The organism is Alcaligenes sp. Marseille-Q7550 (genome assembly GCF_965112015.1).
Window position 1 is genome coordinate 1,156,097 of the sequence record NZ_CBCOPU010000002.1, and the last position, 15,768, is coordinate 1,171,864.

Here is a 15,768-nt window from a genome sequence, read left to right on the forward strand (position 1 = left end):
GAGGCGCAACAACAGGGAATGACTGCTTACAAGACTTCATCCTTCAAGTAATACCAGCGGTACAGCAATCGATGGCCCAGACGGCGGAAGGGGGCGAACACCTCCGAGGTCACCATCTCGCGCACGTTGGGGAAAGGCAGCCGGGACTGGAAGATGGGCAGGTCCAGCTCGCCGCCCTTGCCGGCGATCAGCTGGGCCAGGCGCCGGCCGGCCTGCGCCGAGTACATCACCCCGTTGCCGCCGTAGCCCATGGCGTAGTACAGGGTCTCGTCCTTGTTGGGCTGGACGATGCGCGGCATCATGTCATGGCTGACATCCACCCAGCCCCACCAGGAATAGTCGATCTGGATGCCTTTGAGCGCGGGGAACTTGCGCGCCATGGCCTCTTCCAGGTTGCGGCGGTATTGCGCCTGGGGCGCGTCCCGGCCGGTGATCGCGCTGCGGCTGCCGATCTGCAGGCGATTGTCCGGCAGCAGCCGATAGTAGTTGCGCAGCACGCGGGTATCGGTCAGCACCTGGTGCGTGCGGAAATTGCAGGCCTCGATCTCGGCCTGGGTCAGCGGCCGCGTCACCATGGAATTGGACAGGATGGGGAACAGGCGGTTGCGGAATTCCGGGTTCAGGGCGTTGGCCGTGTAGCCGCCCGTGGCCACGCCGACCGCGCGGGCCCGCACGATGCCGCCGGGCGTGCGCAGGTAGTGCTGGCCGTTGCGGGTTTCCCAGCCCTGCACGGGGCTGGCCGGGTGCACCTTGACGCCCAGCGCCCGGGCCTTCTTCAGGTAGCCGAAGGCCAGCTTGGCGGCATGCACGCCTATGCCCTCGGGCTCATGCATGGCGCCCTGGGCTTCGTGATCGTCCACCCATTCATTGCGCACCGTCTGCGCATCGAAGATGCGTGCGTTGTAGCCGAAGGTCTCGCGCAGCAGCGCGGCTTCTTTTTCCAGTACAGGCATGACCTTGGCCCGGTGCGCCACATACAAGTGGCCGCCCGGCTGCGGATCGCAGTCTATGTCCTTGATCAGCTCCTTGAAGTTCTCCATGCCCTCGACGCATTCGCGGTGCATCTTGAGCGCCGTGTCCAGGCCCCAGCGGGCGATCCACTGCGAGCGCTTCAGGCGTCCGGAAGCGCATTGCGCCTGGCCGCCGTTGCGCGTGCTGCAGCCCCAGGCCGTGCGGTTGGCCTCCAGTACGGTGGCCTTGATGCCGTATTCCTGGGCCAGGAAGATGGCGGTGGTCAGCCCGGTGAAGCCCGAGCCTATGATGACCACGTCGGCATCCATGTCCTTCGTGACCGGGCCGTCATCGCCCGGCGGCTCGCCCGCCGTTCCTATCCAGTACGTGGGCGCGTAGTCGCGCCCCTGCCCGGGCGTGGCATCCAGCAAGGGGTCATAGGCGGGGTCGTAGGCCGCCCGGGGCGCCGTGGCGGCGCTCAGGGTCCGGGCCACTTCTTTGTCGGCAAGATCCATGGCTCATTTCCCGGCTGGCAATACGGGGCGTTGCTTGCGGAAGGCGTTCTTGACGGCGATCTTGCCGTCGCGGAAGGTGAATACGTCCACCATGCGGGCCTGCACGCGGGAGCCGTCGGCCGCGGTTCCCTGGAACGTGGTTTCCGACACGCCGCGATCGCCCGTCACGAAATGCTCGCCGTCCAGCCAGGCGGCATCGGGGAAGGTGATCCAGGCCTGCTCGAAGGCGGCGCGCACCTGCTGGGCGCCCTTGTGGCTGGCGCCCAGCACGCCGGGGCCGGCCACGGTGTGGAACTCGCAATCCTCGGTGACCATGCTCATCAAGGCATCCAGGTCATGGTCGTTCCAGGCTTTTCCAAAATCCTTCAGCAGTTGCAGAAGCTGTTCTTGTTGGGACATTGTTTCCTCCATGTGCATCTTGTTCATCCTTCAACCTTTAGCGTTTGAAGAGATGTTTTGAGCAAGATACGCAATTCACGCAAAGCCCCATAGCACCAGCTGGATGCTATCTATTGGTCCAGCAGAACGGGCCTGGAAGCAGGCCTGTCCGCCATGGGCGCAATGTCCCGCAGCGCCTGCGCCAGACGGGCGATGCCGGGTTCGATGTGCGACATGGGGATGGAGGCAAATCCCAGGCGGAAAAACCGTTTATTGGCTTGATCGTCGGCGAAAAACACCTCTCCCAACTCGATCAGCACGCCCAGCTCCTCGGCTCGCGCCGCCAGCGCGGCCGCGTCCAGCCAGGCCGGCCCTTCCACCCAGCAGGAGGCCCCGCCGCGTATGGGCGTATAGCGCAGCCCGGGTAAATACCGATCCAGCGCGCTCATCAGGATGACCGCCCTTTCCTGCTGCACGCCGGCCCGCCGGCGCAGCAGCGCGTCCAGGTGCCCCAGCGACATGAACAGGGCGAAGACCCGCTGCAGGTAGGCGGTGGGATGGCGTATGTTCAGGCGCCGCACGGCGCGCAGGTGCTCGATCAAGGCGGAGCAGCCCACCACATAGCCCAGGCGCACGCCCGGGGCCAGCTGCTTGGAGAAGCTGCCGATGTAGATCACCCGCCCGCTGGTGTCCATGCTCTTGAGCGACGGCAGGGGCTCGCCGTCCAGGCGGTACTCGCTTTCGTAGTCGTCCTCGATGATGACGAAGTCGAATTCATCGGCCATCTGCAGCAATTGCCGGCGCCGCTCCAGCGACATGCTGACGGTGGTCGGGCACTGGTAGCTGGGCGTCACATACACGTAGTCGCAGCCGCGCAGGGCCTCGCCCGGAATCAGGCCGTCCTCGTCCACGGGCAGCAGCACCAGCTTGTTGCTGCGGCTGGCGAAGATATTGCGCGCATCGGGGTAGCCGGGATCCTCGATGCCTACCGGAGTGTCCGGTCCCAGCAGCAGGTCCGCGATCAGGTACAGGGCGTGCTGCGCCCCCACGGTGATGACCACTTCGTCCTCGCCCGCCCACACGCCCCGACGCGGCAGTACGCGGCTGCGCAGCTGCTTGATCAGGGAATCATCGTCGCGCAGGATCATGTCCTGCGCCCACTCGCCCACTTCCAGCGCGCTCAGCGTGCGCAGGCAGCAATCGCGCCAGGCGGAGATGGGAAACAGGTCGGCGTCGAACTGACCGTAGATGAAGGGATAGGGGTAGCTGCGCCAGTTGGCGCGCTTGCGGATGTTGCGCTGGCGCGCGGGCGCGAAGCGAAAACGCCTCTCCCAGTCCGGCGCCAATCCCTGCGGGGCGGCGGCCGGCGGCAAGGGAACGGGCACATGACCCGACAGCATCATGGGATTGACGAAATAGCCCCGGCGCTCGCGCGAGACCAGATAGCCTTCGTCCACCAGGTTCTGATAGGCGATCACCACCGTGTTGCGCGCCACGCCCAGGATGGCGGCCATGTCGCGGCTGGACGGAATGGGCAGGTCCTCGGGCAGCTGGCCGTCCAGCACCAGGGAAACCATCATCTGCCGGATCTGGCCCTGCAGGCTCAGGCCCGAATCGGCGCCGCGCAGGAACAGCTGGCGCCACATGATGCCGCTGGATCGTGAATTCATGTCTCCTCCTTGCCATGTACAGCGTCTCTGGACGGATGTGTTTTTCTTGTGAGTCCGACACACTATCCTGTTTCCGCCGCCAAGGGGAAAACAGCTAGGTCGTCGCCGGGGTTATCAAGCCGGTCATGGGAGAGGACGCCTGGGCCTGGTAGGCCTTGCGCGGCATGCGCCCGGCCAGGTAGGCGTCGCGCCCGGCCTGCACCGCGCGCCGCATGGCGCGCGCCATGCGCACCGGGTCCTGGGCGTAGGAAATGGCGGAATTCATCAGCACCGCGTCGCAGCCCAGCTCCATGGCGATGGCCGCGTCCGAAGCCGTGCCCACGCCCGCGTCCAGCAGGACGGGAACCGAAATGGTGTCTATGATCAGGCGCGTGTTCCAGGGATTGAGGATGCCCATCCCGGAGCCGATGATGGAAGCCAGCGGCATGATGGCCACGCAGCCCATGTCCTCCAGCATGCGCGCCTGGATGGGATCGTCCGAACAGTACACCATGACCTGGAAGCCCTCCTGCACCAGCGTGCGCGCCGCCTTCAGGGTCTCGGGCATGTTGGGGTACAGGTTCTGCGCATCGCCGAAGATCTCCAGCTTGGCCAGCGGGTGGCCGTCCAGCAGTTCGCGCGCCAGGCGCAGGGTGCGCACCGCATCTTCGGCGGTGAAGCAGCCGGCCGTGTTGGGCAGGTAGGTGTAGCGCTCGGGGCTCACGTAATCCAGCAGGCTGGGCTCGCCCGGATCCTGGCCGATATTGGTGCGCCGGATGGCCACCGTGACGATTTCCGCGCCGCTGACCTCGATGGCCTCGCGGGTCTGCTCGAAATCCTTGTATTTGCCTGTCCCTACCAGCAGGCGCGACTGGTACGACTTGCCGGCAATGATCAATGGGTCGTTCATGGCCCTGCTCCTACAGATGAATCAAGCGCCTGGCCGGCTGAGCCGGCCAGGCCAGGGTCACGATCAGATGTAGTCCTTGTACTTCTCCAGCAGGCGCACGGGCTTGGCCAGCGCGTCGCGACGGAACGGGTCGCCCAGCTCGCGGGTGCACATGATCTCGATGACGCAGGTCTTGCCTTCGTTCATCTGCATGTCGATCGCGCGCTTCAGGGCCGGGCCCACGTCCTCCAGCTTGTCCACCACGATGCCTTCGGCGCCCATGGACCGGGCGATGCCGGCGAAAGAAGGGCTGTCCAGTTCGCCCGCCACGAAGCGGCGGTTGTAGGAACTCGACCTGGTTCTTCTTCTCGGCGCCCCACTGGCGGTTGTGGAAGACCACGGCCGTCACGGGGATGTCATGGCGCACGGCCGTCAGGATCTCCATCATGCTCATGGCCCAGGCGCCGTCGCCGGCGTAGGCAATGGCGGGACGCTCGGGCGCGGCCGTCTTGGCGCCGATGATGGTGGGCAGCGCGTAGCCGCAGTTGCCGAAGCTCATGGGCGCGAAGAAGCTGCGCGGACGCTCGAAGCGCAGGTAGCTGTGCGCCACCGAGTTGATGTTGCCGATGTCCGTGGACACCATCACATCCTTGGGCATGGCTTTTTCCAGCTCGCGCAGCACCTGGCGCGGATGCAGGTATTCGCCGCCGCTGAAGGGCTTCTCCTTGGCGTTTTCAGCAATCATGTCCAGGCTGTAGGGATCGGTCTCGTGGGTCCACTCGTCCAGCTCCTTCTCCCAGGCGGCCTTCTCCGCGGCGATCTTGTCGGCGCGTTCGGCCTTGGTGGCGTCGCAGGCCAGATCGCGGCCGTCCAGGCGCTTGGCCAGTTCCTGGGCCACCGCCTTGGCGTCGCCGCAGATGCCCACGGCGATCTTCTTGACCAGGCCCAGCATCTTCTGGTCGGCGTCCACCTGGATGATCTTGGCGTTCTTGGGCCAGTAGTCCATGCCATGCTGGGGCAGCGTGCCGAACGGTCCCAGGCGGGTGCCCAGCGCCAGCACCACGTCGGCCTGGGAAATCAGCTTCATGCCGGCCTTGGAGCCCTGGTAGCCCAGCGGGCCGCACCACAGGGGGTGGCTGGCGGGGAAGGAATCGTTGTGCTGGTAGCTGTTGACCACCGGCGCGCCCAGGCGCTCGGCCAGGGCCTTGCACTCTTCCACGGCGTCGGCCATGACCACGCCGCCGCCAGAGATGATGACGGGGAACTTGGCCTGGGCCAGCAGATCAGCCGCCTCGTCCAGGCTGCGCGCGCCGCCGGGCCGCGGTCCACGCGGGCGGGCTTGGGGATTTCGCAGGTGATTTCGCCGTAGAAGTAGTCGCGGGGAATGTTCAGCTGGGTGGGACCCATTTCGCTGACGGCGCGGTCAAAGCAGCGCGCCGTGAACTCAGCCATGCGATTGGGATTGGTCACGTGACCCTGGTACTTGGTGAACTCCTGGAACATGGGCAGCTGGTTGCATTCCTGGAAGCCGCCCAGGCCCTGGGTGTTGGTGCCGGTTTCAGGGGTGACGATGACCACGGGGCTGTGCGCCCAGTAGGCGGCGGCGATGCCCGTCACGCAGTTGCTGATGCCGGGGCCGTTCTGGCCGATCACCATGCCGTGGCGGCCGGACACGCGGGCGTAGCCGTCGGCCATGTGGGCGGCGCCCTGCTCGTGCACCACCGGGATCAGGCGGATGCCGGCGGGAGCAAAAATGTCCATGGCATCCATGAAGGCCGAGCCCATGATGCCGAACATATCGGTGACCCCGTAGGACACCATGGTTTCCACAAATGCCTCGGAAGGCGTCATCTTGGTTGGTCCGCTGACTACGCTGCGATTGTCCGTATTGGCCTGGCTCATGTTTCAGTCTCCATTGCGCGACGGGCCAGGGGCGGCCCGGTCATAAAGTGAAAAATCTTGTTTTTCGAGATTTTTTATGAACTTTATCGAGACAAATGCACAGTGTCAACATAGAATCTCAATTATCGATATTCAACGTACCGATTTTTGTTTTATTTTTGCATATCGACGTACGAACATTCACGCCGCGCCGCCCGCCGGCCCGCACGAAATGGGGGTTCCATGACCATCACCACTTTGCCCGACCACATGGTCGGCATCCGCGACACCTTCGGCCTGCCCCTGGACGGCCAGGCCCTGGCCCTGCAGCCCGGCGCCGCCCAGGTGCCCGCGCGCGATGAGGCCTATCGATTCAATCCGGAAGTCACCCGGGCGATTCTTGCCGGCTTCACGCACAACCGCCGCGTCCTGGTGCAGGGCCGCCACGGCACTGGCAAATCCACTCATATCGAACAGGTCGCCGCCCGCCTGAACTGGCCCTGCCTGCGCGTGAACCTGGACGGGCACCTGAGCCGCCTGGACCTGGTGGGCAAGGACACCATCCAGATCCAGGACGGCCTGCAGGTCACGGGCTTTCAGGAAGGCCTGATTCCCTGGGCCATGCAGCGCCCCATGGCGCTGATCCTGGACGAGTACGACGCCGGGCGCCCCGACATCCTGTTCGTGGTGCAGCAACTGCTGGAACAGGACGGCGGCCTGACCCTGATGGACCAGAACCGCGTCATCCGCCCCCATCCGCAATTCCGCATCTTCGCCACGGCCAACACGCTGGGCCTGGGCGACACCAGCGGCCTGTATCACGGCACGCAGCTGCTCAACCACGCCCAGCTCGACCGCTGGAACATCGTGGCGCGGCTGGACTACCTGCATCCGGACCAGGAAACGGACATCGTGCTGGCGCGCGTGCCGGGCAAGGACACGCCGGCCGGGCGCGAACAGGTGCAAGCCATGGTGGCGCTGGCGGCCATGACGCGCCATGGCTTCGCCTGCGGCGACCTGTCGGCGCTGATGTCCCCGCGCACCGTCATCACCTGGGCGCAGAACGAAGAAATCTTCCACGACCTGGAACTGGCCTTCCGGCTGAGCTTCCTGAACAAGTGCGACCTGTCCGAACACGCGCTGATCGCGGAATACTATCAACGCTGTTTTGGCCGGGAGCTGGCCCTGGAACCCCTGGCCGGGGAGCACGCCGGATGAGGGATCCCACACTCCTGCGCCGCCTGCACCGCGCCCACGAGCTGGGCGCGGCCGTGGCCCGCGCGCTGACGGACGACCCGCTGGTCCACCACCGCCAGCAGGCGCTTTACCGAGGCGAGCTGCGCCTGGCCAGCCTGGCGCCCCACCTGCGCCCCGATCCGCAGGACGATGCGCACAGCCTGCGCGGCGTCGCGGACAGCCTGGCCCTGCGCCTGCTGCATACCGACCGCGCCCTGCATGCCGCGCGCCTGCCCGACGAGCCCGTGTCCCGCCTGTTCTTCGACTGGCTGGAACTGCTGCGCACCGAGACCCTGGCCGCACGACACTGGCCGGGCGTGCGCAGGAACCTGCGGGCGCGCTTCGAACGCTGGTCGGCCGGCTACCACCACCACGGCCACACCCGCAGCGAACTGGGGCTGCTGGTCTACACGGTGGCGCAGATGGTGTGGAGCCGGCTCAACGGCTGGCCCGTCCTGGAAGAAACCGAAGACCTGATCGAATCCACGCGCGCGGGCATCGCCCCCATGATGGGAGGGCTGTTGCAGACCCTGAAGCGCAGCGCCCCCGACCAGGACCGCTACGGGCTGGCCGCCCTGGAGCTGGCCGGACGCATAGGCCTGACCGTGCAGGGGCTGCGCCCGTCCAGGCCGCGCCAGGAAGGCGGGGATGCGCCCGAACTGCAAGCCTTCGCCCTGCTGCTGCCCGACAGCGACGAACCCAGCTACGGAGGCGTGCGCCACGACCAGGACCGCGCCGCGCGGGAAGCGGCCCAGGGCGGCTATCGCGTGTTCGACCGCAGCGACGAAGGAAGAGCGCATGGCCTGCCTGGTACGGGCGCCCCTGCTGCGCCAGTTGCGCGAGCAACTGGACCAGGCCATCGCCGCCTATGCCATTCCGCTGCCGCGGCTGGTGGCGCGCATGCGCAAAGTGCTGCGCCAGCCCCTGCGCGATCAATGGCAGTACGGCCAGACCGAGGGGCTGGTGGATGGCCGGCGGCTGGCCCAGTTGATCAGCTCCCCCAGGAGCGCCGCCTGTTCAAGCAGGTGGACGAGCCCTTGCGCAATCAGTGCGCGGTCACCTTCCTGCTGGACTGCTCAGGCTCCATGAAGGACCAGGCGCAGACTCTGGCCGTCATGGTGGACGTGCTGGCCCGCGCCCTGGAGCGCAGCGGCGCACAGACCGAAGTGCTGGGCTTCTCCACGGAGGCCTGGAACGGCGGACGGCCCTACCGCCGCTGGCTGGCGCGCGGCAAGCCCGCCCAGCCCGGCCGGATGAACGAGATCAGCCATCGCATTTTCAAAAGCGCAGCATCCACCTGGCGGCAATCGCGTCCGGCCATCGCCGCACTGCTCAAGCAGGACCTGTACCGCGAAGGCGTGGACGGGGAGGCGCTGGCCTGGGCCTGCCAGCGCAGCCTGGCGCTGACGGCGCGGCGCCGCCTGGTGTATGTCATCTCGGACGCCAGCCCCATGGACAGCGCCACGGTGCTGGCCAACGGCCCGGACTACCTGGACCAGCATCTGCTGCAGGTGATGCGCGCCTACGAGCGCCAGGGCGTCGAAATCACGGGCATAGGATTGGGGCTGGACCTGGGCGCGCTGTACCGGCACACCCTGATCGCCCACATGGAGAAAGGGCTGGACCAGCAATTCCTGGATGATTTCATCGCCAGCCTGGCGCCCCGCCGCCTGCTCCGCTAGGCGGTACGGACCGGGGCCGGGCGGCCCCATGCCCCCGGCAAAGGCCGCGCGAGATCAGAAGTCTTCTTCGATGCGCGCCAGGGCGGCGGCGGCTCGCTGCAGGGCGGGCAGGCACTGCAAGGCCTTTTCCGGCGTCATGCGCATGATGGGCGCCTGGGTGGCCACGGCCATGTTGGACTTGCCGTCCTTGCGCGGCACCAGCACCGCCACGCAGAACAGGCCCGACAGGAACTCTTCGTTGTCGAAGGCATAGCCGTTGAGCTTGACCTGGGCGATGTCCTTTTCGTAGTCCTCGACCGAAGTCAGCGTGTTGGGCGTGTAGCGCTCCATGGGCGTGTGCGACAGCAGGCGCTTGCGCTGGGCGGCGCTGAGCTGCGCCAGCAGCACCTTGCCGCTGGCCGAGCAGTGCACCGGCACGCGCGAACCCGGATACAGGTAGAAGCGCAACGGCGCGGCGGTTTCCACGCGGTCCAGGTACAACACGTCCGTGCCCGACAGGGCCGTCAGATTGCAGGTCTCGCCCAGCTCGTCCACCAGATGGCGCAGCACGGCATGGCGCGCGCCGTGCTTGGCATCGTGCAACAGCAGGTTTTCCGCCAGGCGGCGCAGGCGCGAACCGATCCCGTAATGCCGGCCATCGCTTTCGCGCAGCAGCAGCCCGCTGCCTTCCAGTTGCTGCAGCATGCGGTGCACAGTGGGCTTGGGCAGGCCGGTCAGCTCCACCAGGTCCTGCAATGTGTAGCGCCGGTCCTGGCCCGCCATGACTTCCAGCAACGCAAACAGGCGCATGGTGGGCGTATCGCCGCTCAGGCGCGCGCCTTCAGCGACGTCGGTTTGGATCTCGGACATAAAGAAGCTCTCGTAATCGGGGCAATTTTCACAAAATTCTATACCAGTAAATGGAACCGATCATTGACTGTCTCGGCGTTTACCGCTAGATTTTGCCATATATCTCAAAAAACAAAACAAAAAGTTCCATAAACACGAATACCACGGAGACAGGGCATGAAGCTCATCGAACATCTGATCGCCGCCGCCCAGGCCCGGCCCCGCCGCATCGTACTGTGCGAAGCCGACGACGAACGCATCCTGCGAGCGGCTTGCCAGGCCAGCCGGGATGCCGTCGCCCACATCACGCTGGTGGGCGATCCCCGACGCATCGCCGCCCGCTTCGTTGAACTCGGCCTGGATCCGGGGGATATCCGGATCGAAGACCCCTGCAATTCGCCCAATCGGCCCGCCCTGCTGGCGGCTCTGCTGGAACGCCGCAAGGACAAGGGGCTGACGAACGAACAGGCGCAGCGCTGGCTGGACGAGCCGCTGTGCTACGCCAACATGATGGTGCATGCCGGACTGGCCGACGGTTCGGTGGCGGGCGCCGTGCACAGCACCGCCGACGTGGTGCGCACCGCCCTTCAACTGATCGGCAAGGCGCCCCACGCCAGGCTGGTGTCCAGCTTCTTCATCATGATGCTGTGCAAGCAGGATCATCCGCGCAAGGGCGGGCTGATCTTCAGCGATTGCGGCCTGGTGATCGATCCGGATGCCGACCAGTTGTGCGACATTGCCCTGGCCGCGGCCGACAGCGCGCAGCTTCTGTTGAACGAAGCCCCGCGCGTGGCCATGCTGAGCTTTTCCACGGCCGGCAGCGCCCAGCACGAACGGGTCAGCAAGGTCGTGCAGGCCGCGCGCCAGATCAAGGCGCGCCGCCCCGACCTGGCCATCGACGAGGACGTGCAACTGGACGCCGCCCTGATCGAAGAAGTGGCCGCCCGCAAGCTGCCGGGCTCGGCCGTGGCCGGCAAGGCCAATGTGCTGATCTTCCCCAACCTGGAAGCGGGCAACATCGGCTACAAGATGGCCGAGCGCCTGGGCGGCGCCATCGCCATCGGCCCCTTGCTGCAAGGCCTGAGCAAGCCCGCCAACGACCTGTCACGCGGCTGCTCCACGCAGGACATCTACAACGTCATCGCCGTGACGGGAGTGCAATGCCTGCAGGAGACGGCCCGGTAGCAAAACGCTACACCCGCTGCCGGGGCTTGCGGCCATAATGGCCGGCGCGAGGGTCCTGCCCCGGGGCCCGAAGGACAGAACCATGTACAAAAACATCGCGTTCGGGCTGACGTTGCTCGCCTGCGCCCAGGCCGGCGCGCAGGCCTCGGAAATCCAGATTCACGGCTCGGACCAGACGCAGACCATCACCTGCCAGAACGACGCCCTGCTGATCGCCGGCGAGCGCAACACGGCCACCATACAGGGGCACTGCGCCGAGATCCGGGTGGAGGGGGCCGACAACACCGTCAGCTTCACCCAGGCCGACCATCTGGCCGTACACGGCGTACGCCACCACGTCAGCGGCGGCACGGCCCAGGAACTGGAGGCCTTCGGCAAGGACAACACGCTGGAGCTGACGCTGCGCCAGCCTTCGCACGCCGTTCAGGCCCGCATCAAGGGCGCGGGGCACCGCGTGAACCTGCAAGTCGCCTCGCAGGCCGACATCGCCCTGGACGGCGCGGACAACTCGCTGCATTGGCGGCGCGTGGCCGATGCGCCCGACCCCAGAATCGTCCAGCATGGAGCCAGGAACCGCATCACCCAGGACTGACCGGCCTTTCCCTGGCCCCCGGTTTGCTGTTATTACTAAGGGCTGACGCAGGCTTGACCACGCTGCTTTTTCCGACCACGGGCGGCCCGCCGCCTTCCAACCCGCGGAGATGCCATGCGAATCACCTCTTTCCTTATCCGATGCCTGGGCGGCGCCGTGCTTGCCCTGGCCGCCCAGACCGGCCTGGCCGCCTTTCCCGACAAGCCCATCACCCTGATCGTGCCCTTCGCGCCGGGCGGCACCACCGACCTGATCGGGCGGCTGGTCGCCCAGCACCTGGGCGGCAAGCTAGGGCAGCCGGTCGTGGTGGAGAACCGCGCCGGCGCGGGCGGCTCCATCGGCACCGCCGCGGTGGCCGCCGCCAAGCCGGACGGCTACACCCTGGGCCTGGCCACCGTCAGCACGCATGGCATCAATCCCGTGGTATACAAGAAGCTGCCTTTCGACGCCCTGAAGGATTTCCAGCCCATCACGAATCTGGCCGCCGTGCCCAATGTGATGGTGGCCACGCCCAAGCTGGGCATCAAGGACATGCCCGCCCTGCTGGAGCGCGCGCGCAAGGAACCGGGCAAGCTCAGCTATGCCTCCGCCGGCAATGGCTCGGTGGCCCACATGATGGGCGAGCTCTTTCAATCGGCCTCGGGCACCGACCTGCTGCACGTGCCCTACAAAGGCTCGGGACAGGCGCTGACCGACACCCTGGCCGGCCAGGTCCAGTTGATGTTCGACAACCTGCCCTCCGCCCTGCCCCACATCCAGAGCGGCAAGCTCAATGCCCTGGCAGTGGCCTCGCCCGAACGGGTCGCCTCCCTGCCGGACGTGCCCACCTTCGCCGAACTGGACCTGGAGGCCGTGAACGACGCGTCCTGGTTCGGACTGGTCGCGCCCATAGGCCTGCCGGACGACAAGCTGGCGCTGCTGCATCAGGCCGTGGTGCAGACCCTGGCCGAACCCGCCGTCCAGAACCGGCTTGAACAACTGGGCGCCAGCCCCATCGGCGACAGTCCCGATGCCTTTGCCCGCACCATCATACGCACCCAGGAACGCAACCGGGAACTGGTGCGGCAGGCGCAGATACCGCCCATGTAAACATCTGGGCAACAAGCGATACGGCCCGCAACATCCTATCGCCGTTCAGTCCGCAAAGCCTCGTACAATGGCGACGACGCAAGCACAATCTCATGCCATGAACGCACATACAGACGCCCTGCCCGACGCCCCTTCTGTCACGCGGCCCACGCCTCCCTTGCCTGCCCTGCCGGAATGGGAGTGTTTCTGCGACGCCGCTCATAAAGCCAATCAATACGCCTTCGAACTGCATTGCCTGAAGGCCGCCGGCATCCAGGTGGACCTGAGCGGCCAGCGCTATTCGCCCGAACTGCAACAAGCCGGCGCGCAATTGCTGGCGGCGCGCAATTTTGAAGCGGCGCGCGCCAACCTGTTGCAAGGCGGGATCGCCAACCCGACCGAGCAGCGCGCCGCCTGGCACAGCGCGCTGCGCGCTCCGGCGCCCATTGCGGAGGTGATCAAGGAAAGGGAACGCATGAACGAGTTCGTGCGCGTCGCGGATTCGGAGCGCCGCTGGCGCAACATCGTGCACATTGGCATAGGCGGCAGCGACTGGGGCGTGCGCCTGTCCCTGGCGGCCTTCGGCTACCGCCGCAGCTGGCGCAATGTGCGCTTCCTGGCCAACATCGACGGACACGCCCTGGAGCACGCCTTGTCGGGGCTGGACCCGCACGACACCCTGGTCGTCATCGCCTCCAAGTCCTTCACCACCACCGAAACACTGCAAAACGGCCAGCGCGCGTTGGAATGGCTGCAGGCGGCCGGCGTCGCCAACCCCTACGAGCAGATCGTAGCCATCACGGCCCGGCCCGACGCCGCGGCCCGCTGGGGCGTGCCCCAAGGCCACATCTTCCAGTTCTGGGACTGGGTGGGGGGTCGCTTCTCCCTGTGGTCCGCCGTCAGCCTGACCACGGCGCTGGCTGTCAGCGCCGACGTGGTGGCCGGCATGCTTTCGGGTGCCGCCGCCATGGACCAGCATTTCCTCGAAGCGCCCATCGCCCAGAACGTGCCGGTGCAGATGGCGCTGGCCGGCATCGTCAACCGCAGCGTGCTGGGTTATGGCTCGCTGAACATCTCGCCCTACGATTTCCGCCTGGGCAATCTGGTGCCCTACATCCAGCAGCTGGACATGGAGTCCCTGGGCAAATCCGTCACCCTGGACGGCCAGCCCGTAGGCGTGCCGACCGGCCCGGCGGTGTGGGGTCTGGCCGGCACGGATGCCCAGCACACCTTCTACCAATGGCTGCACCAGGGCAGCGACGGCGCGCCGGTCGACTTCATCATCTGCCAGCAAGCCGACCACGAAAACCAGGAACACCACCGCCTGCTCCTGGCCAACTGCCTGGCGCAGCGCGAAGCCCTGATGCGCGGCAAGAACTACGAGCAAGCCCTGGCGGAATGCCGCAACGGCGGCGCAAACGCAGACGCCGCCCAGCTGGCGCACCACCGCGTGCACTCGGGCGGACGCCCCAACACCCTGATCGTGCTGCCTCGCCTGACCCCCTTCGCCCTGGGCGCCCTGCTGGCCATGTACGAACACAAGATCTTCGTCCAGGGCCTGATCTGGGGCATCAACCCCTTCGATCAATGGGGCGTGGAATACGGCAAAGTGCTGGCCAGCGGCATCATGGACGAGCTGTCCGGCGAACAGCCCGTGCAGAACAAGCACGACGCCTCCACCAGCCACTGGATACGCGCCTTCAGGGGCTAGAACAACCACCGCCGTTGAGCGCCTGTGGAACACGTTTGGATAAGACGCGAAGCACTTGGCCCCTAACCGGGCCATATTGCCTACTCAACCCATTTAAAGTAGAGTTAATCAGTTTTAAAGCCAATTTTCCGGCATTTGGACACTTATGAAGCTGATCGGGGTTGGACTCTACACATTGCAGCAGGCGGCACGCTTATCTGGAGCCTCAGCCCCGGAAGTCAGCCGCTGGCTGTTTGGGTACAAAACCAATCAAGGCAAAGTCCATGACCCTTTATGGTCCACCCAATTGGAAGGCTGTGACGAAAAAGTCATTGGGTTCCGGGACCTGATGGAGCTGCGAGTGGTCAAAGCCTTTGTAAAACATGGCGTTCCGCTTCGCGTGATCCGAACCGCACTCAAACATGCCCAGGAAATTTTTGGCGCCCACTATCCCTTTACCTCTCATCGATTCCTGACCGACGGACGTACTATTTTCCATGAGGCGATTGACCGCGAAAGCATGGAAATGACAGATCTCGTCCGGCGCCAACTGGTCTTTGAAGAGATCATCAGACCCCAGCTTTATGAAGGTATCGAATTTTCATCGGACGGCGCTGCCGTACGATGGTTTCCCGAAAAACACAAAACCATCGTATTGGATCCAGACTTATCGTTTGGCCGCCCAGTGCTGACAAAATTCGGGATACCCACGGAAATTATCCTTCAAGCCATGCGAGCCGAAAGCAATAACGCCAAAGCGGTTGCGGCCCAGTTCGAAATCCCCGTCGCCGATGTGCGGGCAGCGGTGAAATTCGAAGAGCAACCGCTCGCCGCTTGAAGTTCTTCCTGGACAACAATCTTTCTCCCGCATTGGCTGCGGGGCTTGACGCATTGTGTCGCGGTAGCGTGACCGGCAACCAGGTCCATCACCTCAAATCCAAATTCCCGCAAACAACCGCCGACCACATCTGGATCAACGCACTGGCCCCGGAGGGCGGATGGGCCATCGTTTCCCAGGATGGCATCCGAAAGAACGATCTGGAAAGGGAAGCTCTGCGTGCATGCGGTTTGCCCATCTTTGTCCTGTCCAGACAGTGGAGCCGCCAACCCTACTGGGACAAGGCGCACAATCTGATTCGCTGGTGGCCGTCCATCGAAGATTATGTGAAACGCGTGCGTGGCGGTGCTGCCGTCAGAGTCCCATAGCGTTTTGGCACAGGTCGG

General features: G+C 65.4%; 13 protein-coding genes and 1 pseudogene. 8 read left to right on the plus strand and 6 right to left on the minus strand.

Going from position 1 to position 15,768, the window contains the following annotated elements; all coding sequences use genetic code 11:
- Positions 1–26 precede the first annotated feature (26 nt).
- The 5 genes and pseudogenes from ACWPWO_RS14900 to xsc all read right to left on the minus strand — a co-directional run bounded on the left by ACWPWO_RS14900 (position 27) and on the right by xsc (position 6,284).
- Positions 27–1,466 carry an NAD(P)/FAD-dependent oxidoreductase gene (locus ACWPWO_RS14900; RefSeq protein ID WP_454007242.1) on the minus strand — a complete coding sequence of 480 codons (1,440 nt, stop codon included), beginning with the start codon at positions 1,464–1,466 and terminating at the stop codon, positions 27–29.
- 3 nt (positions 1,467–1,469) lie between these two features.
- Entirely contained in the window at positions 1,470–1,865 is a 396-nt protein-coding gene (locus ACWPWO_RS14905) for a nuclear transport factor 2 family protein (RefSeq protein ID WP_394062340.1), read from the minus strand.
- 110 nt (positions 1,866–1,975) lie between these two features.
- Positions 1,976–3,514: a MocR-like pyridoxine biosynthesis transcription factor PdxR gene (gene pdxR, locus ACWPWO_RS14910; protein WP_454007243.1), complete on the minus strand. Its 1,539-nt coding sequence runs from the start codon at positions 3,512–3,514 to the stop codon at positions 1,976–1,978.
- 94 nt (positions 3,515–3,608) lie between these two features.
- Positions 3,609–4,403: a thiazole synthase gene (locus ACWPWO_RS14915; protein WP_394062344.1), complete on the minus strand. Its 795-nt coding sequence runs from the start codon at positions 4,401–4,403 to the stop codon at positions 3,609–3,611.
- Between the two features lie 63 nt (positions 4,404–4,466).
- Positions 4,467–6,284: pseudogene (gene xsc, locus ACWPWO_RS14920) on the minus strand (sulfoacetaldehyde acetyltransferase).
- Between the two features lie 222 nt (positions 6,285–6,506).
- On the opposite strand from xsc, the gene ACWPWO_RS14925 reads away from it, so the two are divergent.
- A complete protein-coding gene (locus ACWPWO_RS14925) occupies positions 6,507–7,481 on the plus strand; it encodes an AAA family ATPase (protein WP_454007244.1) in 975 nt (324 codons plus the stop codon).
- A complete protein-coding gene (locus ACWPWO_RS14930) occupies positions 7,478–9,181 on the plus strand; it encodes a cobaltochelatase CobT-related protein (protein WP_454007245.1) in 1,704 nt (567 codons plus the stop codon). Before ACWPWO_RS14925 ends, ACWPWO_RS14930 begins: the two co-directional genes overlap by 4 nt.
- A 54-nt stretch (positions 9,182–9,235) precedes the next feature.
- Here the strand turns inward: ACWPWO_RS14930 and ACWPWO_RS14935 are convergent, their stop codons facing one another.
- A complete protein-coding gene (locus ACWPWO_RS14935) occupies positions 9,236–10,030 on the minus strand; it encodes an IclR family transcriptional regulator (protein WP_394062352.1) in 795 nt (264 codons plus the stop codon).
- A 156-nt stretch (positions 10,031–10,186) separates the two neighbouring features.
- Between ACWPWO_RS14935 and pta the strand changes: the two genes are divergently transcribed.
- From pta to ACWPWO_RS14965, 6 genes are all read left to right on the plus strand, one after another.
- On the plus strand, positions 10,187–11,194 hold the full coding sequence (gene pta / locus ACWPWO_RS14940) for a phosphate acetyltransferase (RefSeq protein WP_454007246.1): 1,008 nt from the start codon (positions 10,187–10,189) through the stop codon (positions 11,192–11,194).
- A gap of 82 nt (positions 11,195–11,276) precedes the next feature.
- Positions 11,277–11,786 (plus strand): DUF3060 domain-containing protein, encoded by a 510-nt coding sequence (locus tag ACWPWO_RS14945; RefSeq protein WP_454007247.1) that lies wholly within the window; start codon positions 11,277–11,279, stop codon positions 11,784–11,786.
- A 114-nt stretch (positions 11,787–11,900) separates the two neighbouring features.
- A complete protein-coding gene (locus ACWPWO_RS14950; RefSeq protein WP_454007248.1) occupies positions 11,901–12,875 on the plus strand; it encodes a Bug family tripartite tricarboxylate transporter substrate binding protein in 975 nt (324 codons plus the stop codon).
- 97 nt (positions 12,876–12,972) lie between these two features.
- The gene (gene pgi, locus ACWPWO_RS14955; RefSeq protein ID WP_454007249.1) at positions 12,973–14,565 is read left to right on the plus strand and encodes a glucose-6-phosphate isomerase; all 1,593 of its coding nucleotides are present in this window, start codon (positions 12,973–12,975) and stop codon (positions 14,563–14,565) included.
- A gap of 145 nt (positions 14,566–14,710) precedes the next feature.
- On the plus strand, positions 14,711–15,382 hold the full coding sequence (locus ACWPWO_RS14960) for a DUF433 domain-containing protein (protein ID WP_454007250.1): 672 nt from the start codon (positions 14,711–14,713) through the stop codon (positions 15,380–15,382).
- On the plus strand, positions 15,379–15,750 hold the full coding sequence (locus tag ACWPWO_RS14965) for a PIN-like domain-containing protein (RefSeq protein ID WP_454007251.1): 372 nt from the start codon (positions 15,379–15,381) through the stop codon (positions 15,748–15,750). Before ACWPWO_RS14960 ends, ACWPWO_RS14965 begins: the two co-directional genes overlap by 4 nt.
- Positions 15,751–15,768: the final 18 nt, after the last annotated feature.

What these genes read in the sequence shown, in the direction of transcription:
- ACWPWO_RS14950 (WP_454007248.1), top strand. Translation starts at nt 11,901, where the DNA reads ATGCGAATCACCTCTTTCCTTATCCGATGCCTGGGCGGCGCCGTGCTT.
- ACWPWO_RS14905 (WP_394062340.1), bottom strand. Translation starts at nt 1,865, where the DNA reads ATGTCCCAACAAGAACAGCTTCTGCAACTGCTGAAGGATTTTGGAAAA.
- ACWPWO_RS14930 (WP_454007245.1), top strand. Translation starts at nt 7,478, where the DNA reads ATGAGGGATCCCACACTCCTGCGCCGCCTGCACCGCGCCCACGAGCTG.
- pta (WP_454007246.1), top strand. Translation starts at nt 10,187, where the DNA reads ATGAAGCTCATCGAACATCTGATCGCCGCCGCCCAGGCCCGGCCCCGC.
- ACWPWO_RS14925 (WP_454007244.1), top strand. Translation starts at nt 6,507, where the DNA reads ATGACCATCACCACTTTGCCCGACCACATGGTCGGCATCCGCGACACC.
- ACWPWO_RS14960 (WP_454007250.1), top strand. Translation starts at nt 14,711, where the DNA reads ATGAAGCTGATCGGGGTTGGACTCTACACATTGCAGCAGGCGGCACGC.
- ACWPWO_RS14935 (WP_394062352.1), bottom strand. Translation starts at nt 10,030, where the DNA reads ATGTCCGAGATCCAAACCGACGTCGCTGAAGGCGCGCGCCTGAGCGGC.
- ACWPWO_RS14915 (WP_394062344.1), bottom strand. Translation starts at nt 4,403, where the DNA reads ATGAACGACCCATTGATCATTGCCGGCAAGTCGTACCAGTCGCGCCTG.
- pdxR (WP_454007243.1), bottom strand. Translation starts at nt 3,514, where the DNA reads ATGAATTCACGATCCAGCGGCATCATGTGGCGCCAGCTGTTCCTGCGC.
- ACWPWO_RS14945 (WP_454007247.1), top strand. Translation starts at nt 11,277, where the DNA reads ATGTACAAAAACATCGCGTTCGGGCTGACGTTGCTCGCCTGCGCCCAG.
- pgi (WP_454007249.1), top strand. Translation starts at nt 12,973, where the DNA reads ATGAACGCACATACAGACGCCCTGCCCGACGCCCCTTCTGTCACGCGG.
- ACWPWO_RS14900 (WP_454007242.1), bottom strand. Translation starts at nt 1,466, where the DNA reads ATGGATCTTGCCGACAAAGAAGTGGCCCGGACCCTGAGCGCCGCCACG.